This is a genomic window from Rufibacter sp. LB8, assembly GCF_014876185.1.
GTDB lineage: Bacteria > Bacteroidota > Bacteroidia > Cytophagales > Hymenobacteraceae > Nibribacter.
On record NZ_JADALJ010000001.1, the window covers coordinates 3201824 to 3220016 of the forward strand.

The window sequence follows — 18193 nt, forward strand, 5'->3', positions numbered from 1 at the left end:
CGTTGCCGGCATGTTTTTATAAAACTACTCAAAAAACGTATTTATTCCACACGTTTTTGGTTTTTCCTGCGGGTTGGGCTTTTGGCGCCGCGCCCCAGCTCCCCTTTCTCTTCCTGATTTTTTTCCCGGCTTTCCACTTTTCCACCCGGTCCACGTGATATCTATTATAAAATGATTTTTAAATAAATAAATCTCTTTCATCATTAGCGCTGTGCAGAAGTGGATAAACTTTGTTATCCCCAGCGTTTCCCCAAGGCATTCAGTTATGAGGCGAAATGCCCTGAGTTATACGCCTGGTCTGTGGATTCTTTTCTATTAGCTGTCAAGAAGTTATTTAGGCTTTCCACTTTTTCACATTTTTCTTGGGGAAATCAACCCGAGGTGAATTCACAGGTGCATAACTTTTAGAAATTCCTGTTTTTATGCACCGGTCTTCACAAGTTGGGCTCCATGCATGGTAGCTAGTTGAAAGCTGCGTTGAGTTATGAGACTTAGCCTGAAGTTATCCCTTGGGTTCTCCACAGTTATCCACCGGATATTCCTTAAAACGCTATGGCCGGATTAACGGTGATTTCCCAGTCAATTTTTATAGGAAATTGCTCGGTGTGCAGGATTACTTTCTCTGGAATGCGCCGTTCGCTTAGCAAACCGTTGTCCCATTTTCCGTTGTTATTTTCATCCACCAGAATTCGTATCTGATAGGTGCCCGGCTGCAGATTGTCCCAAGTGAAGGTTTTTTGGTTGGCTAGTTCCCGCACCACTTTGTCATTCTGCATTAGCTGCACTATAAAACTGGATCTGGTAGTACTCAAAGCAACCCGTAAGCTACCCGTGGTGGGTCTATCTGATACCTGAACGCGTTGGGGCTCATTGGCATAAGGTTCGCCAATAAATGGCAGTACCTTGGTGGTGTCAATTTTCACGCTTAGTTCCCGTTTGGCGTTGTGCACAAGATTTACCGTGAGCTCGGTCTGGTTCTGGTTGAATTGAAAGTCTTTGGCAGTGGCGCTGTTAATTGTGGTAATAGTATCTGCCACTAATTGAATGGCTCCTTCTGGGTTTATTATCTTGGTGGGCAAGTCAAACACCAATTTTAGAGGTTCGGTGGGTTTAACGGTGGAGCCGCTGGCTATGGTGAAGGTGTTGTTTCTTCTGGGAGTTGCCTTGCCAGTGAGCCTCACGGCCACAGTATCTACCCTTTTGTTCTCAGAGCTGTCGGTGGCTTCTACCAGCCAGGTTCTTTCTTCGGCCATTGCTGGAAAGAGGCGTACCGTGCGGCCGTTAGCGTCTATTAAAGTTCTGATGTCTGTTTCTAAATTTCCGGAAAGCTTGATAGCCGATATGCCTTCATTGTATTCCAGTTCATACACATTCAAGAAGCTCTTTTTGGAGATAACCCTTGGGGGCGTGATGTCTTGGGTATGCAAGGCCAGGCTTACACCGGTAACAGCGGGTCTTACCTGTATAGAATCTGGTAGAAAGGCTAGTTGCTCTTTTTCATTGTCATAGCGCAGGTTATTATTGCTCTCTGCCAAGGCATAAATAAAGTAGTTGCCCTCTTTGATGTTCTTAAACGCGAACGAGCCGCTGGAATCTGCACTGGTGACATAGAGTGCTTTGCCTTTGGCTATTTGGCCCGTGTCTTGCGTGGAGAACAGAAGTATGGTTACTTCCTCTGGTAAACGATTGGTGAGTACATTGAATACTTTGCCCTCTACCCTGCCGGAATCCAGGAATGCTCCTGTACTGAATGTGATGGTGACATTTTTGGCTTTGTTTTTCTCGGTGACGTCGGCAATGCCGTTTCTGAAATTAAGGCTATAGGTAGTACTGTCCAGCCAGGGGTTGGTGAATGTGATTTCTAAGGTTTTGTCCTTTATTCTGGTTTTGTAGGTGTTGTCGGTGGATGGGGCAATGATCAGTTGCCGGTTCAGGTCCAAGGTTTGGATTGGTTCATCAAAGGTGAGCACAATGGACTTTGGCCTGGAATTGACTTCGCCATTCAGAGGAACAGATGAAACCAGTTTAGGCGCGATGGAGTCCCGTTCTCCCCCTTCAGGGTTTCCCACACTGGCACAGGCAGTCATAAAAACAATGGAAAGTAGGTAGAAGCCGTTTTTAAGCTTGTTTTTCATGTTGAGCTGTAAAATGGAAATGACCTTATAGTAGCGCTATAAGGTCATTTTTAGTGTCTGTGAATTTATTTTTTCTGGGCGATGAAGATTTGGCTGGAATAGGAGTTTCCGTTTTTGGCGCCGTGCAAATTAGACCGGAACCCGGTAAAGAATGAATCCAGCATCTTGGTCTGACCGTGCTTGTACTTCCCGCTTAAGATGCTCACATAATAGGCATCCCATTTCATGGGCAATACCTCCTTTAGTTCCAGCTTGTGCTTTTTAAGCAGTTTCTGCATGCTGGCCTTATTGAAGTGGTACAAATGCCTTGGAACATCATACGCTGCCCAATCTGCTCCGTACTTTTTGGCATCATACGAATCTGCATTAGGAACGGCAATTACCAAATGACCACCCTTTTTGGTAGCATTTACCAAGGCCTTTAGTGTTTCATTTATCTGGTGGATGTGCTCTAACACGTGCCACATGGTTACCACTTCAAAGGTTTCAGTGGGCAAGGTTTCCACAGCACCGTTGTACAAAGGTTTGCCTATTTTCTCTTCGGTTTGCTGGCGGGCTTGGTCATTGGGCTCTACTCCTTCCACCGCCCAACCTTGCTTCTGGCAGGCCTGCAGAAAGTACCCTACCCCGCAACCGTAGTCCAAGATCCTGCCTTTGGCGGCCAAGCGGTTCACCAGTTCCACTTTGGTTTTCACCGCCATGGACCTGACTAACCTATAGGTCTTGTTCAGCAATCCTTTGCTCGTATCTGAATGCGAAATATATTCTTCAGAAGCATAGTAAGGGCCAATGCTTTCCTCAGGCGGACGCGGATTGGTAAATTTAAGCTGGCAGTTGGTGCACTGCACAATCACAAAGCTTTCCTGGCTTACACTCTTATCTTGTACTACTAGAAAATTCTTAAATTCTGTTTTGGAACAAATGGGGCAATGGTCTAGCCGTTCGTAGCTCATTCTATTTTCCTAAATAAACCATCAAGATAGAGATATCTGCCGGAGATACCCCACTTATGCGCGATGCTTGTCCTAAGGTTTCTGGCTGTACCTTCAACAGTTTCTCCCGGGCCTCACTGGAAAGGGCCGTCATGCTCTTATAGTCTAACCGGTCTTTAATGCGGTAATTCTCCAGTTCCTCCATTTTAGAGGCCATCTGGTTTTCTTTCTCAATATAACTCTGATATTTTAAAAGAATAACCGCCTGCTCTAAACTATCTGGCAGATACTTGCTCAAATACAGATTCAAGCTTTCCGAGGACTGCATTAAATGCTCCAGTTCCACGTTAGGCCGCTTCAACAGGTTACCGGCCTTGGCTCTTTCACTGATGGGAGCGGAATCAAGGGAAAGTAGCGTGGCATTCACTTCCTCAGGCTCAATTCCTTTTTGCGTTAGATAGGCCAATACTTCTTGGGTGTCTTTGCGCTTTCGGTTTACTTTCTCTAGACGTTCTTCTGACGCAAGGCCTAATTGATAACCTTTTTCTGTTAACCGTAAATCAGCATTGTCTTGACGCAATAAGATACGGTGTTCCGCGCGGGAAGTGAACATGCGGTAAGGCTCGTTGGTACCTTTGTTTACTAAATCATCAATCAATACACCAATGTAAGCCTCTGACCTTTTTAGAACGAACGGTTCTTTGTTATACACCTTATTATGGGCATTGATTCCGGCCATAAGGCCTTGGCAAGCGGCTTCTTCATAACCGGTGGTACCGTTAATTTGCCCCGCGAAGTAGAGGTTTTCCACTAATTTGGTTTCCAGTGTCAAGCTTAACTGAGTTGGTGGGAAGAAGTCATACTCAATGGCATAGCCTGGACGGAACATCTTGGCGTTCTCAAATCCTTGTATCTCCCGAAGTGCTTTTAACTGCACATCTTCTGGAAGAGAGCTAGAGAAACCGTTCACATAAACTTCCACCGTATTCCAGCCTTCTGGCTCCACAAAAATCTGATGACGGTCACGCTCTGCGAAACGGTTGATCTTATCTTCAATAGACGGACAATAACGTGGACCTAATCCTTGGATTCTTCCTTGAAACATAGGAGATTTCTCAAACCCAGTTTTCAGGATTTCATGAACCTTGGTATTTGTATAAGTAATGTAGCAGCTTCTTTGTTTAGCAAGAGATGGTGTATCTGTATAGGAGAACTTAGATGGGTTTTCATCTCCTTTCTGTTCTTCCATTACATCATAGTTCAAGCTACGGCCATCTACACGAGGCGGAGTGCCGGTTTTCATGCGTCCAGCCTCAAAACCTAGGGTCACTAGTTGCTCCGTTATTCCTTTAGCTGATTTCTCTGCCGCTCTGCCGCCTCCTAATTTTTTCTCACCTATATGAATGATTCCATTTAGAAAGGTGCCGTTGGTTAAGATGACAGACTTGGCTTTAATATCAATTCCTAAGCTTGTTTTTACGCCTACCGCCTTGCCATCTTCCACTAAAATCTCTGACACCATTTCTTGCCAGAAATCTACGTTTGGAGTTTGTTCTAAGGCTAATCTCCATTCCTCGGCAAAGAGCATCCGGTCGCTTTGCGCGCGTGGGCTCCACATAGCAGGGCCTTTAGACATGTTTAGCATTCTAAACTGAATCATGGTTTTGTCTGTGATGATTCCAGACATGCCACCCAAGGCATCTACTTCCCGTACTATCTGCCCTTTGGCCACGCCGCCCATAGCTGGGTTGCAAGACATTTGGGCAATGGTATTCATGTTCATGGTTACGAGCAATACCTTCGACCCCATAGTGGCGGCTGCATGTGCGGCTTCACAGCCTGCGTGTCCCGCCCCAACTACAATAACATCATAACTTGTGAACATGGTGTGGATTAGTGTGATGTTTCACGTGAAACATTGTTGATAACTGAGGAAAACTTGATGTAAACCTGTTTACAAGTTTAATAGATGTAAACACTCTTCTTCTTTGGAACGCATTAAAATCTGCATTTCTGCGGTTTTATCTTCATATCCAAGCAGGTGAAGCAGGCCATGGGCCATTACTCGGTAAAGTTCTTGCTCTACAGAAATGTGGAAAGTAGAAGCATTATCCACAACCCTATCTATACTAATGAAAACATCACCTTCAATAACTCCTTCTATATCGGAGTTATCAAAGGTGATGACATCAGTTAGCGTATCATGTTCTAAGTACTCTACATTCATCTGATAAAGATATTCATCGGAACAAAAAATGTAGTTCAAAGATTCTAGTTCGAAGGAGTTTTTAGAAATTATTTCTGAAAGCCACGCTTTGACCTTTTCTTCGTTCTTTACTTCAAAGTCAATCTCCTCAGTGAAGAACTCAATTGCCAATTCCTGCATTCTCAATTTTGAAGGTTAAAGAAACCGTGCGGCCGTCATTGCTGAAAGAAACATCATCGCAGAGGTTACGCATTAAGAAGATACCGCGGCCACCTGGGTTCTCTAGGTTCTCTGGGGCAGTAGGGTCAGATAAGGTCTCAGGGTCAAAGCCGTTTCCTTCGTCTTGTATCTCAAACCGCAATTGGTTTGGCTCTACAAAAAGAGAGAGATAAACGTTCTTGTCTTTATCAAATTTATTGCCGTGTCTGATTGCGTTGTTCACAGATTCCGTCACGGCCACCATAATGTTACCGTAGATATCATCCTCAATCTGGAATTTCTCACGGGAGTTGTCAATAAAGCTCTCCACAATACGGATATTCTCAATGATAGAAGGAATCTGAATTTTTACTTGATTCATAATATGTTCACTATATCTGAAATGTCTGCAAATCTAATAACCTAATCTTTTAAAATAAGCATCTACCTGTTTTTTATAATAAGGAGTTAACGCAGGTAGGTTCTGACGGAGGGTTTCTGTCTGCTGTTTTTGCCGTTCCTGGTACTTCTGAAGTGACGGTGGAATGCGAGCAGGCAGTTCCTTGGCGGTATTAGCCTCCCGTTTTTCATCTAGGTCACGTTCATTGGCAGCCTTCTCAGCTTGCAGCATACGCGTCAAAATTTCTTTCTGCCGGTTAACAGTAGCCTCCGTAAGACGTTTATTAACGAGTTCAGTCTCGGTTTGTTCCATAAGCTTGGTCAAATCACTAAGATTCTGTCCGCCGTCTTTGCCACCGGGTTGCCCTTGCGCCGGCCCAATCTCTTTCATGGCATTGCGTAGGCGTTCCTGTTGTGCTGCTAAGCGGGCCAAAGATTCTGACAATGCTTTGCCGCTCTGGCCACTTTTTTGTAGCTGTTGAATCTGTTCATTGAGCTGCTGTTGCATTTGTCCCAAAGCACCCGGTTGGTTTTTGCCTTGTCCCTTGCCTTTGCCTTTCTTCTTGCCGGGTCCACTCTGCTGCGCGGCCATCATGGCCTGTTGCATCTGTTTCTGAACGTCACTCAGCATTAACGCTAGGTTATTCATAGACGTCATAGCTAATTGCTGGTGCGTGCCGGTCTTGGAGAGGTTACGGTCTTTAATAGACTCTGAGCTTTTGTCCATGTTTTCTTCCATCTCCCCTACTTCACGGGTCACGAAGGATTGAATCTGTACCACGCGCTTGGCCAGGGAAAGCAAACTGTCTTCAATGATTTTGGCGTCATCAGAGAGTTTGATCTGCTGCTGGGCCATGGCGATGAACCTGGGGTCTGTCTGTTGCACGCTTCTGAAGTCTTTCATCAGTTTTTCCTGGTCAAAGGAAAGCTTGAGTAGGTTCTCCAGAATATCACGCAGGTGGTCTAGGTTTTCCTGCATCTGCTGCATGTCACTTTCAGATTCCTGGCTTTGCATCTGCTGGGCCATCTCCTTCATTTTCTGTGCAGCAGATTTCTGCTGTTGGCTGGCTTTCTTGTTCTGGCCTTTGTCCATGGACTTTTGGGCATTCTCCTGCTCCTGCTCTATCTGTTCTTCCAACTCGTCAGTCTTAGGCATGTCCTCTGGATTCTCCAGTTGCTTGTTCAGTTCTTCGGCTTCTTTCAGGTCTTTTTGCATTTCCTTGAATTCTTCCTGAAGGTTCTTTTGCTCCTGTTGTAGGTTCTGGTCAGCCTTTTCTTTCTGGTCTGCGGTTTTATTGGCCAGGTCTTCCTGCTTTTTGGACATCTCGTCCAGCTTCTGCATAGCGTTGTCCAGTTTCTGCTCTACTTGCAGTTGCTTAAACATCTCCAGCATGCGGTCTAACTCTTTCTGCAGGTTCTCTTCTTTGTTGTTGAGTTTGTCTAGCAGCGGCTGAATCTGGGCGGGGTTTGGTTGCTTCTGTTGCAGGAGTTTCTCCAGTTCCTCGTAGAGTTTCTTGGTTTCATCGTCCAATAACTGGTCCATCATCTTTTTGAGCTGGTCGCGTTTTTCGGCTAGTTTCTCGTTTTGAGGCGAAAAACGCTCCTGCTGCTGGTTCAGCTGGTCGTTCATCTTCTGGAGTTCGGCCAGTTCTTCTTGCAGGGCTTTCTTTTTCTCGGCTAATTCTTGCAGCGCTTTCTTGTCCTGGAAAGAGAGTTCCTTCTTGAGTTTGGTCTTTTCTTCGTTCTGCTCCAAAGATTTCTGCAGTTCCTCGGCCTTGGTCATGGAAGATTTCATCTGCGAAGCCACTTGGTCAGCAGATTCGTCAATGGACTTTCTAAGCTCAGCCGGATCTGGGTATTTAAAAATGAACGTTGAGGTGCGGACGCTCTTAGGATTTGGCACCTGGTCATTGTCTGTGACCTGCACATAGTATTCCAACTTGTCGCCGGGTTGCAGGTTAAACGGTTTCAGATTGAGTTGATGGAAGTACGATTGCGTGGCCAACGAGCCGCTGTAAGGAATGCTGACAGCTTTGTAACCACTTGCGCTATTGTTGCCCTTTAAAACGCGGTAATGCAGCGCCAAACGGCTAAAACCATAATCATCTGAGATGGTGCCACCCACCACCAAATAGGAATACAATACAGAATCTCTGAATTGTTCCAGCGTAATCTCCGGCGCGCGGTCTGGAATCACGATCACCTGGTGCGAAATCTGTTCTTTGTTCTCTGAATAGCGGTTCTTGAGGTGCATGCTATAAGCCTGGCTCTGCACGAAGGTTTTCTTCACCACGTATTCTTCGCCTTGCTCCTGTGCTTTTACCGTTTGTCTGGGCGCATCAAACTGGAGCCAGAGGGAATCTGCGTCATCAGCGGCCAGGCGCCAGGTTACTTGGGTGCCTTCTGGAATAGAAAGGTCGCCGGTGTTATCTAACGTTTCAGCGGGTTTGCCGGTATAGGCTGGGTATTTCAATTCGGCGCGCAGTTGCTTGAGCATGGGCCGTGCCACCACGTTCAGGCGGTTGGGACTGGAGTAAAAGCCGGCACCGGTCACCTGGAAGTCCACGCTCTCCTGCACTTGCTCAAATTCATACGCGTAGGTCTGGCCTTTCAGCTTTTTGAGCGGAATTTCGCGGCCATTTAATACTAGCGCTACTTCTTCCGGAATTTTATCGCCTTCAATAGTCACCAACAGCTGGAAATTTTCGCCTTTAAACGCCTGCAGGGCTTTGTTCTGAATCACAAACTCAAATGGTGCCTTGGGCGCGTAATGCGTCTTGAAATTGAGGATACGCTCGGTGCCCTGCACAAACAGCGCCGGATAAATGAACGCCAGCACCAAGACCAAGGCCAGCGGCAACAGCAGAAACTTGAAGTATGACTTGTTTTGGGTAATCTTTACCCGCTCCGGAAACTTATAGCCCACCAACTCCTCTGACCGTTGTTCCACGCTGGCCGCTACCAAATCATTGTTCAAAGCCAAGTTCTTGAGCTGAAGCAAATTCAACAGCCGGTCTTGAATCTCTGGGAAATAGTTGGCCACCTGCTGGGCGGCCTGTTCATCTGACAGCAGTTTTTTGAGATTGGCCAAGGCCATCAGCGGAGTCCAAAGCCATTTAATCACGGCAAAGGCACTCAAGCCCAGAAAAGAGAACAGCAGAAATGCACGCACCTCTGGCTGGAAGTAAAAAAAATACTCCAGCAGCGTAATCAACAAAAACGAAGACAGCAGCAAGCCCAAGGCCAGCAGCGCCCCTTTCACCAAGAGGTTAAGATAAAACTTGCGCTTGAACGCCTGAAGCTGCTGTAAGACAGTATGTAACGAATTGGCGGCGCGCATAAAGAAAGAGAAATTGTTAAGATATAAGCCAGAAACTGTTTACCTGAAGCCTAAGAAAAGCAAGTTTCCCAGACAACATACGTAATTGACCCGTAGAGTATTAACTCTTTTCAAGTTAAGTTTAGTATAAATTCGGCCATCCGCCAAAAAGCAGATTCCCGTTTTCGGCTTCATTTATGAAAATGGAGCTGAAAACAGGTTTAGGTATAAATTAACATTGCCTGCATAAGCTAACTTTTTAATCCTTGTTAAGGATTGGATTTAGGAATATCCATTTGTTCCAATTCCTAAGCGTTCGCCAGTAGTTAGATTTAATCTAATAGTGAAATAACAATTTCCACCATCAAATGCATAAATGATTTTTTTCCGCCAATCTTGGTCGAAGGCATTACAAAAACCATTTATCCAAATTTCTTTTTCTCCTTTGTTATTCAAATAAGGAACGTATTGAATATTGTAGTTATTCAAACCCTTTATTTGATACATTTTGGCATATTTTTTCTTTTCTCCGCGCTTTCTAAACCCCTCCTTTGTTGCTGAATTGAAGTCATTGATATAATCCAGTGATGCTTTCTTCACTACATCAAACTCAGCTTCTGTCAGCTCTGTAGGCTTTGATGATTGAGGGAGAATTTTATAAAGTGATATAAGGTCCGTTATGGTAGATTGGTCTTTCAAAACCACATAATCAGATTGTCCTCGACAGATTGCAAGGTTCAAGAGCGCATATAAAAGAAGGAAGAACTTTTTCATAATTTAACTATTAACTTCTATATGGCTCACAGACACTAAGCTTCCACCGGGTGCATTTCCAGCAACACCGGACAATGGTCTGAATGTTTGGCCTCAGGTAAAATAGCGGCCCGTTTCATATAAGGCTTGAGGTGCTCAGATACCAGCAGATAATCAATGCGCCAGCCCAAGTTCTTCGCACGTACGTTGGCGCGGTAACTCCACCAAGTGTATTGGTGCGGCTCCTGATTGAAATGCCGGAAGGAATCTACGTAGCCGTCTTGCAGGAACGTGGAGAACCAATTGCGTTCCTCGGGCAAGAAACCGGAGCTGTTGGCGTTCGACTTCGGGTTGTGGATATCTATTGGCTGGTGGCAGATGTTGTAGTCGCCGCAGATGACCAAACCGGGCACCGTTTGCTTCAAAGTCTGCAGATACTGTTGAAAATCGCGGAGCCATTCCATCTTGAACGCCTGCCGGTGTTCGCCGCTGGAACCCGAGGGCATGTACACGTTCAACACCGAATACCCGTCATAGTCAGCCCTGATTACACGGCCTTCCTGGTCATAGCGTTCAATACCGCAGCCAATGCCCACACTCTTCGGTTCCAATTTAGAGAGGATAGCCACGCCGCTGTAGCCTTTCTTTACCGCCGGATGAATGTACACGTGGTAACCAAGTTCCTCAAAACAGGCTTTGTCGAACTTGGTCTCGTCGGCTTTAATTTCCTGCAAGCAGAGTACGTCTGGGTTGGCGGCGCGAACCCAATCCAGAAAGCCTTTGGAAATGGCACTTCGTATGCCGTTGACGTTATAACTAATGATTTTCATCTATTGCATCTCCTCAAAATATTCCAGCGCGTGCCATTTCAACATGCGTTCCTGTTCTTTCAGGTTGCAGGCGGGCAGCGGTTTAATAGATTTCCAGTGGGGCCAGCCTTCGGCGTCAACACCTTCCAGTTCATAATGCCCGGAAAGGCTGAGGAGTTTACAGGTGGCAATGTGCATTAAATCCTGCTTTTCCTCTTTGGTGAACTCCCTGCTTCCCTGCCCCAGTTCCTGCACGCCAATCAAAAAAAGAATAGCGTTCAAATCGGGTTTTTTCCCAAACATACTCTTGATGTTCTGGCGCAACGCAGCCCAGCGCACATCAAAGTCTTCTTCGTTCTCCATAGATGTTGTGTGTGGATATCTGTGGAATTTCGTCAGTGTGAAGCAAAATTTTTATTTCACTTCTGATTTATCAACAGACCTTTCCAATTATTAAAGTGGCAAATTTTCCGTTTTCGGGCTCATTTTCAGAAATGAGCCCGAAAACGGAATGTTATTAACCTTGTTGCTCGGTCTTTAGTTCTTCCCAATATTCCACGGCTCTCCGGAAGTGCGGAATCACAATGGAACCACCAATTAAGTTGGCGATGGAGAAGACTTCATAGATTTCCTCATCGGTTAATCCGCACTCAAAGCATTTGCCCAGGTGGTATTTGATACAGTCATCGCAGCGTAAGACCATGGAGCAGGCCAGGCCCAGCATTTCCTTGGTTTTTACGTCCACGGCACCCTCAGCGTACGCGTTGGTGTCTAGGTTGAAGAAGCGCTTGATTACTTTATTATCCGCGGCCATGATCTTTTCGTTCATGCGGGTGCGGTAGTCGTTGAATTCTTTTACTTGGCTCATTGTTGTGCGTGCTAATTAGGGCAGAATTGCCTCTAATGTAAAGTTACATCAAAACTGCATGAATTCTATGGCGCAGCTATCTTTGGGAGTCAAGACCTTGGTGCAGGATTTTCTGGCACTCATTTATCCTGAGGAATGCCGTGGCTGCGGTGGTGCCTTGGCGGTAAGCGAAGAAGTGATTTGCAGCCACTGCCGCATTAAACTGCCGTATACCGGCTTCCATCTCTCCCCCACTGACAACGCCCTGCACAAAGTTTTCTGGGGACGCGTGCCCGTGCAACTGGCCGTGGCCTATCTGCTGTACCAGGAGAAAAGCCGCGTGCAACGCCTGCTGCACCAACTCAAATACCGCGGCCAGGAAGAAATTGGCGAAGTCCTGGGCAAATGGATGGGGAACAGCCTTCAAGAAAACGCAGCATTCATTGACATTGACGTGGTAGTGCCCGTGCCACTGCATAAAAGCAAACTCTCTCAGCGCGGCTATAACCAGGTCACAGAATTCTCCAACGCCCTGGCAAATGCCTTACAGGTAGTAGTAGCCGAAACCGCGCTCCAGAAAAACAAAGCCGTGGGTACCCAGACCAAGAAAAACCGGAAAGACCGTTGGGAAGCCATGCGCCAACTCTACGCCATCAGAAATGCGGAAGCCATCAAAGGCAAACACGTTTTGCTGGTAGACGATGTGGTGACCACCGGCGCCACTTTAGAAGCCTGCGCTGATCTGCTATTGAAGAATGGTGCCCGTGCCGTGAGTGTGGCGGCCATTGCCTATACCTTGTAGAAATTCCGTTTTAGGGCTCGTTTTCAGAAATGAGGCCGAAAACGTAAAGTCTTAGCACAGACGTGGGCTTACGCAGCAGAAACGTCTCCAATTAGAAGACCCCTTTTTCTCAGCTTTGCCCTGGTTTTAAGATTGTTCTGATTTAAGTGGTTCATGCTGCATGGAACACATTATGGCAGCTACACCATCTTACAGGTGAGAAAGGCGTTTTTGGCTCCATTTCCAGAAATGAAGCCGAAAACGGAAACTGATGAATATGGCCAGTCAAAATTTTGGACCCAATAAAAAAGGCATAAAAAAAGGGACCCATACAGGTCCCTTTTCTATTAATAGGTTGGTTCAGCTTATTTGTTGGAACCAGTGTTGATCATAGCGCAACGGAAACCGATGGTAGAGGTAGCAGAATCCTGTTCCATAAATCTACGCGTTCCCGGGGATAACCAGTAGGCTACGTCTTTCCAGGAACCGCCTTTGTACACACGCACAGTGTTGGTGATCAGAGACTGGAAACCAGCCACATCATATAACGAAGAGTCATCTTGTACGCCGTTTCTTCTAACCGGGTTCAAGTCTTCCACATCCTGGAATGAAAGCGGACGGTACACATCTTGCACCCACTCGTTCACGTTACCGGCCATATTGTACAGACCAAAATCATTTGGTGGGTACGCATACACATACTCCGTGATCATAGCACCATCATTCAAAGAACCAGCAATACCGGCATAGTCACCACGGCCACGCTTGAAGTTAGCCAAAAACTGTCCTTGACCTTTACCATACGGGTTACGCACCTGGTGGCCGTCCCATGGGTAGATACGCTTGTTCTGCTGGTTTTCTTCCTCGTCTAACTGGGTTCCAATAAGGGCCTGGGCAGCATATTCCCACTCAGCCTCTGTGGGGAGACGGTAGTTGGGCAGAATGGCGCCAGACTCAATGGGAGGCGTAGCACCTTCGGCTAAATCACCGTCATACTGGGCAGCCAGGCCTTTGTTCACCATGGCGGTACGCCACACGCAGTAATCCTGGGCTTGCTGCCAGCTCACACCTACTACCGGGTAGTATCTGAAGCCAGGGTACCGCAGGTAATAATTCACGTACGGGTCATTGAACGAAAGCTCACGCTCCCACACCGTGGTGTCTGGCAAGGCTTTGGTGTACACTTCCTCAGAAGAGTCTTTGCGCACATAGTGCAGGTACTCTAACCAGTGCAGGTTGGCTACTTCAGCCTCATCCATGTAAAAAGAAGCAACAGTAACGGTACGCTCAATGTTGTCACGGGTCATGGCCACATCTTCCTCAGAAGAACCAAGCGTGGTTCTTCCGCCTTCAATGAACACCAAGCCTGGGCCTTCTGGCACGTCACTGTAGTCTGCCACGGCAAACCCGCCCTCCTCATCATCATACTCAATTCCAGTGGCGGTACTTACATCACCGGGGTTCCGGCTGGTAGGTCTGCTATCCCTTGAACAGGAGGTAAAGACAAGTGCGCCTGCCACTACCACGTACGTTAGTTGTTTAGATAGTCTCATAAATTTGGTCTGAACCAGGTAAAATTGTATTCTAAATAATAATTGTACTTTAAATAATAGTAAAGCCTATCAACACGCAATAATATAGAAAATTAGAACGCAGGGCAAGCAATCCGATTGTAATTTTTATCGGAACCGGATTTTTTAAAGATTTTCAGATAGTCCACTTTCTCAAAAGAAACCGTGATTTCATGGGTTGGCCCCAATGAAACCGGTGACCCCGCCAATGACTGCCGGTACCCGTAGCCCAGTTTGAAACCCTTATGCATAACGCCAGCCAGTGCACTTATGGTACTTGTGGAAGCTAAATTATTTGCGCCAGGCAGCACCGTATAATAAACGCCCGCGGTAAACGGTGTCATGATGGCATAAAAAGCCGCATCTAAGCGTTTAAACGCACGTTGCTGCGTATACGAAAAAACCGGAAGAAAGCTGAGCTCCTGAAAAGAATTCTGCGCGAAATAGTTCTTTACATAGAATTTGTACCCGGTGTTCATTTGAAAAGTGGCGGGCAAGGAATTGTCAGATGCTGTTCCTAATGTGGGTTGGTTTAAACCATGGCCTGCCAGACTTACCCAGAACTGGTCTGTGAACAGCAGTAAACCAGTGCCCACGGTGAGGTAAGTAGCCCGCTCAAATATGGCGGTTTCTGCCGTGGGTTGTTGTACTTGCCCGGTAGGGCCCAGCTGGTCCTCAAAAATTAGGGAAGCAGAACCCGGGCTTTGCGAGCCGACTCCTAGGGTAAGACCAGCGCTCAAATTCAGGTTATCACGTAAGCGGGTGTGGTGCGCATACGTAGCGCCGGCCTGCACCGTTTGCAAACCGCCCCCCATGGCTTTGTCATTCAGGAAAGTGGCCCCGGCGGCATTTTTGCTATCCTTGAACCGGTATTCGCCGCTGCCCCACTGGGTACCGTAGCCCTGGTTAATGCCCCGCCACTGTGACCGGTGTCCTAAGGTAACGCTGTAATCAGACAATAAACCAGTGAAGGCGGGGTTAAGGAAAAGCCGGTGGGCAAAGGGCAACGTGGGCGAAAGGTCCTGCGCGGTGGCCATTTGGCTTAATAGAAGAAAGGTGCCCAGCAGAAAGAACTCGCGCAGCTGGTGGCCCCACCCCGTAAGGAGGCACGTATCTTGCAGGTAATTCTTCTTTAGGCAGAAATTCATTTAGAATTAAGTAAACTTACAAGCTGAAATAACAGCAATGACACTATGAGAAAAGTATTTATTGGCCTGGCCGTTTTCTTAGTGGTGCTGGTGGCCGCCGCGGCCTTGGTACCCATTTTGTTCAAAGATAAAATCAAAGCGCGGTTAGATAAAGAAATAGCCCGTAATATCAATGCCCAGGTGCTATACGAGACAGATAACGTAAGTCTGTCGGTTTTCCGCACATTTCCAGATTTGGGTTTGTCTATTAGAGACCTCACCATTGTGGGCAAAGACTCTTTTGCCCGTGACACGCTGGCCCATCTGCCAGATTTCGCGCTGGGCCTGGATATTATGAGTGTGATCTCCAGCGATGAAATAGAAATCAAATCAGTGAACCTGGTGGACCCGCGCATTAAACTGCTAGTGCTCAAAAGCGGAAAAGCCAACTGGGACATCTTCATTCCAGACTCAGCCGCCACCCAGGAAACAGACACCGCCGACTTTAAGATGGGCATTGACAACTGGACCATCAAGAACGGGCAGTTGGTGTACCAAGACCTGAGCATTCCCTTCGGTGTGGCCGCTTATAATGTGGAGCATACCGGCAGCGGCGATTTAGCCAAAGACATTTTTGACATGAAAACCAACACGCAGGCTGAGCGCTTTACCGTAACTTACGGCGGCATGAACTACCTGGAGAACAAGAAACTGGATGCTGACGTGACCCTGGCCATGGATTTAGCCAACAGCAAATACACCTTCAAAGACAATACTTTCAAGCTCAATGATTTTGTGATGGGCATGGCCGGTTCTATTGCCATGCCAACCCAAGACATTGCCCTGGACCTCACCTTCAAAGCCCTGGAAACTGATTTCAAAAACATTTTCTCCCTGGTGCCCGGCGTGTTCACAGACAAATTCAAAGACGTGAAGACCGATGGCAAAGTGGCGTTCAACGGTTACGTGAAAGGCATTTTCAATGAAACCACCATGCCAGGCTTCGGGGTAGATTTAAATATTACCGAAGGCACGTTCCAATACCCAGATCTGCCGCAGGCCGCCAAAAACATCAACGTGGCCATGTCTATCAAAAACGCTGATGGTAACATTGACCACACCCAAATCAACATCAAGAAACTACATCTTGACTTAGGCAAGAACCCCATTGACGGCCAGGTGCTGATTGACGGCTTCTCGCCCATGACTGTAGATGGTAACCTGAAAGCTAAGATTGACTTGGCGGAAATCACTAAAGTATTCCCCGTGGAAGGAACTACGCTGCGCGGTTTGTTGGATGTGAATGCCCAGGCCAAAGGCGTGTACTTTGAGAAACACATGCCCGTCATGACCGCTACCTTGAACCTGAGCAACGGCTACGTGAAATCCACGTCGTTCCCGGCGCCGCTGGAGCAGGTGAACCTTTCTTCTACCGTAGTCAACCGCACCGGCAACGCCGCCGACACAGATATCAACATCTCCAGGTTCAAAATGCTGCTGGACAAAGAACCTTTGGAAGGCAGAGCAGCTATCAAGAACCTGGCGCAGCCGCAGTTTGACGTAGTGGTGAACGGCGTGCTGGATTTGACAAAACTGACCAAGATTTTCCCGCTGGAGGGCACCACGCTCAGCGGAAGAATCACCGGCAACATAGCTGCCAAAGGCAAAATGACCGATGTGGATGCTGGTCGCTACGGCAACGTAATCGCTAGTGGTGCTATGAAGGTGCAACAGCTTGCCTACAAAAGCACAGACTTGCCGCAGGGCATGCGCATCACCAATGCGGCTGCCACGTTCAACAATGATAAGATTGCCCTGCAAAGCATGAACGGGTTCTTGGGGGCCAGTGACGTGCAGATGGATGGTACCATCACCAATTACATGGGCTACATGTTCTCTGAGAATCAGCCGTTGCGCGGGAATTTCAACCTACGCTCCTCTAATTTCAACGTGAACGAATGGATGGTAGATGAACACACCGGCGCCGCGGTCCCCGTTTCTACCAAAGAGGCGCAGGGTGTGGTGCAGATTCCGGCCAACCTGGAAGTTGTGTTGAATACCAAAGCCGGAACGGTGGTGTATGACAACATGAAACTGCAGAACCTGGCCGGCCGCGTGACCTTAAAAGACCAGATTGCCAAGCTGGAAGATGTGTCGTTCAATACCTTGGGCGGGCAGTTTTCCACCACGGGCAGCTATGACTCCAGAGACCTTATTCACCCTAAATTCTCGTTTGGGCTGGATATCAAGAACCTTGATTTTCAGAATTCCTTCAACACGTTCAACACCATTCAGAACCTGGCGCCTATTGCCAAGCTGTTGAAAGGGCAGTTTTCCACCAAGTTCAACATTACCGGTGAACTGGGCGCCGACATGATGCCTGTGATGAGCACCGTAACCGGAAAAGGTGTGATTGAGGTGGTAGAGGCGTTGGTGAGCAACATTCCGGCCCTGGCCAAAATCAGCCAAGTGACCAACCTCAAAGACGTGCAGAACTTCACTATCAAGAACCGGAACTTCGCGGCGGAAATTCTGAGCGGAAACCTGGTGGTGAAACCGTTTGACTTTAGCGTAGGCGATATCAAAATGACCGTGGGCGGTACCAATAACCTGAGCGGCAAGATTGACTACGTGGTGGCCATGGATGTACCTTCTGGCAAAGTGGGCAATGCGCTGGCCACCAAACTCACCAGCTTGTCTGGGGTGCAGAACATCAACAGCCTGGAGCGCGTGACCTTGCAACTAGGCGTGACCGGGGCATACAACAGCCCGGCGGTAGCACTCAAAGGCAGCAGTTTAAAGGCTGAGGCCAGTTCTCTGGTGAAACAGGTGGTAACCAGCAAGCTGGAAGGCGTGAAAGACAAACTCAAGATCAACGCGCCCACCAATACAGACAGCCTCAAAGCCGAAGCCCTCAAAAAGCAGCAGGAACTAGAGCTCAAGGCCCGTCAGGAACTGGAGAAAAAACGCCAGGAGGCTGAACAGAAACTGCGCGACGGTGCTAAAAACCAACTGGACAAACTCTTCAACAAAAAGAAACCAGCCGCACCTGTCACGCCGCCAGACACTACCAAGCAGCAGTAAAAGCTTGATTCCCTTTGTCAAAAGCCGTTTTC

At 47.4% G+C, this 18193-nt stretch carries 14 protein-coding genes; 2 read left to right on the plus strand and 12 right to left on the minus strand.

Annotation, left to right across the window (positions count from 1 at the left end; genetic code table 11):
- Positions 1-542: 542 nt before the first annotated feature.
- The 10 genes from IMY23_RS13405 to IMY23_RS13450 form a co-directional block, all read right to left on the minus strand.
- Positions 543-2135, minus strand: a complete 1593-nt coding sequence (locus IMY23_RS13405; RefSeq protein WP_192822573.1) for an Ig-like domain-containing protein — start codon at positions 2133-2135, stop codon at positions 543-545.
- Between the two features lie 65 nt (positions 2136-2200).
- Entirely contained in the window at positions 2201-3088 is an 888-nt protein-coding gene (locus IMY23_RS13410) for a class I SAM-dependent methyltransferase (RefSeq protein WP_192822574.1), read from the minus strand.
- A gap of 1 nt (position 3089) precedes the next feature.
- Positions 3090-4952, minus strand: a complete 1863-nt coding sequence (mnmG, locus tag IMY23_RS13415; protein ID WP_192822575.1) for a tRNA uridine-5-carboxymethylaminomethyl(34) synthesis enzyme MnmG — start codon at positions 4950-4952, stop codon at positions 3090-3092.
- A 69-nt stretch (positions 4953-5021) separates the two neighbouring features.
- Positions 5022-5453 carry an rRNA maturation RNase YbeY gene (gene ybeY / locus IMY23_RS13420; RefSeq protein WP_192822576.1) on the minus strand — a complete coding sequence of 144 codons (432 nt, stop codon included), beginning with the start codon at positions 5451-5453 and terminating at the stop codon, positions 5022-5024.
- Positions 5434-5853 (minus strand): ATP-binding protein, encoded by a 420-nt coding sequence (locus tag IMY23_RS13425; protein ID WP_192822577.1) that lies wholly within the window; start codon positions 5851-5853, stop codon positions 5434-5436. The genes ybeY and IMY23_RS13425 overlap by 20 nt, the downstream gene beginning before the upstream one ends.
- Positions 5854-5886: 33 nt before the next feature.
- Positions 5887-9210 (minus strand): DUF4175 family protein, encoded by a 3324-nt coding sequence (locus tag IMY23_RS13430; RefSeq protein WP_192822578.1) that lies wholly within the window; start codon positions 9208-9210, stop codon positions 5887-5889.
- A gap of 261 nt (positions 9211-9471) precedes the next feature.
- Positions 9472-9963, minus strand: a complete 492-nt coding sequence (locus tag IMY23_RS13435; protein ID WP_192822579.1) for a hypothetical protein — start codon at positions 9961-9963, stop codon at positions 9472-9474.
- 35 nt (positions 9964-9998) lie between these two features.
- Complete coding sequence (locus IMY23_RS13440; RefSeq protein WP_192822580.1) at positions 9999-10772, minus strand: exodeoxyribonuclease III; 774 nt, start codon at positions 10770-10772, stop codon at positions 9999-10001.
- Positions 10773-11114, minus strand: coding sequence for a hypothetical protein (locus IMY23_RS13445; RefSeq protein WP_192822581.1), 342 nt, complete (start codon positions 11112-11114; stop codon positions 10773-10775).
- 154 nt (positions 11115-11268) lie between these two features.
- Complete coding sequence (locus IMY23_RS13450) at positions 11269-11619, minus strand: carboxymuconolactone decarboxylase family protein (protein ID WP_192822582.1); 351 nt, start codon at positions 11617-11619, stop codon at positions 11269-11271.
- A gap of 67 nt (positions 11620-11686) precedes the next feature.
- On the opposite strand from IMY23_RS13450, the gene IMY23_RS13455 reads away from it, so the two are divergent.
- Positions 11687-12400, plus strand: coding sequence for a ComF family protein (locus tag IMY23_RS13455; RefSeq protein ID WP_192822583.1), 714 nt, complete (start codon positions 11687-11689; stop codon positions 12398-12400).
- 344 nt (positions 12401-12744) lie between these two features.
- On the opposite strand, the gene gldJ is transcribed toward IMY23_RS13455, so the two are convergent.
- Together gldJ and IMY23_RS13465 are read right to left on the minus strand one after the other, a co-directional pair.
- Positions 12745-13932 (minus strand): gliding motility lipoprotein GldJ, encoded by a 1188-nt coding sequence (gene gldJ, locus IMY23_RS13460; RefSeq protein ID WP_192822584.1) that lies wholly within the window; start codon positions 13930-13932, stop codon positions 12745-12747.
- A gap of 92 nt (positions 13933-14024) precedes the next feature.
- Positions 14025-15098 carry a PorP/SprF family type IX secretion system membrane protein gene (locus IMY23_RS13465; protein ID WP_192822585.1) on the minus strand — a complete coding sequence of 358 codons (1074 nt, stop codon included), beginning with the start codon at positions 15096-15098 and terminating at the stop codon, positions 14025-14027.
- A gap of 45 nt (positions 15099-15143) precedes the next feature.
- On the opposite strand from IMY23_RS13465, the gene IMY23_RS13470 reads away from it, so the two are divergent.
- On the plus strand, positions 15144-18161 hold the full coding sequence (locus IMY23_RS13470) for an AsmA-like C-terminal region-containing protein (RefSeq protein ID WP_192822586.1): 3018 nt from the start codon (positions 15144-15146) through the stop codon (positions 18159-18161).
- The last annotated feature ends 32 nt before the right edge of the window (positions 18162-18193 follow it).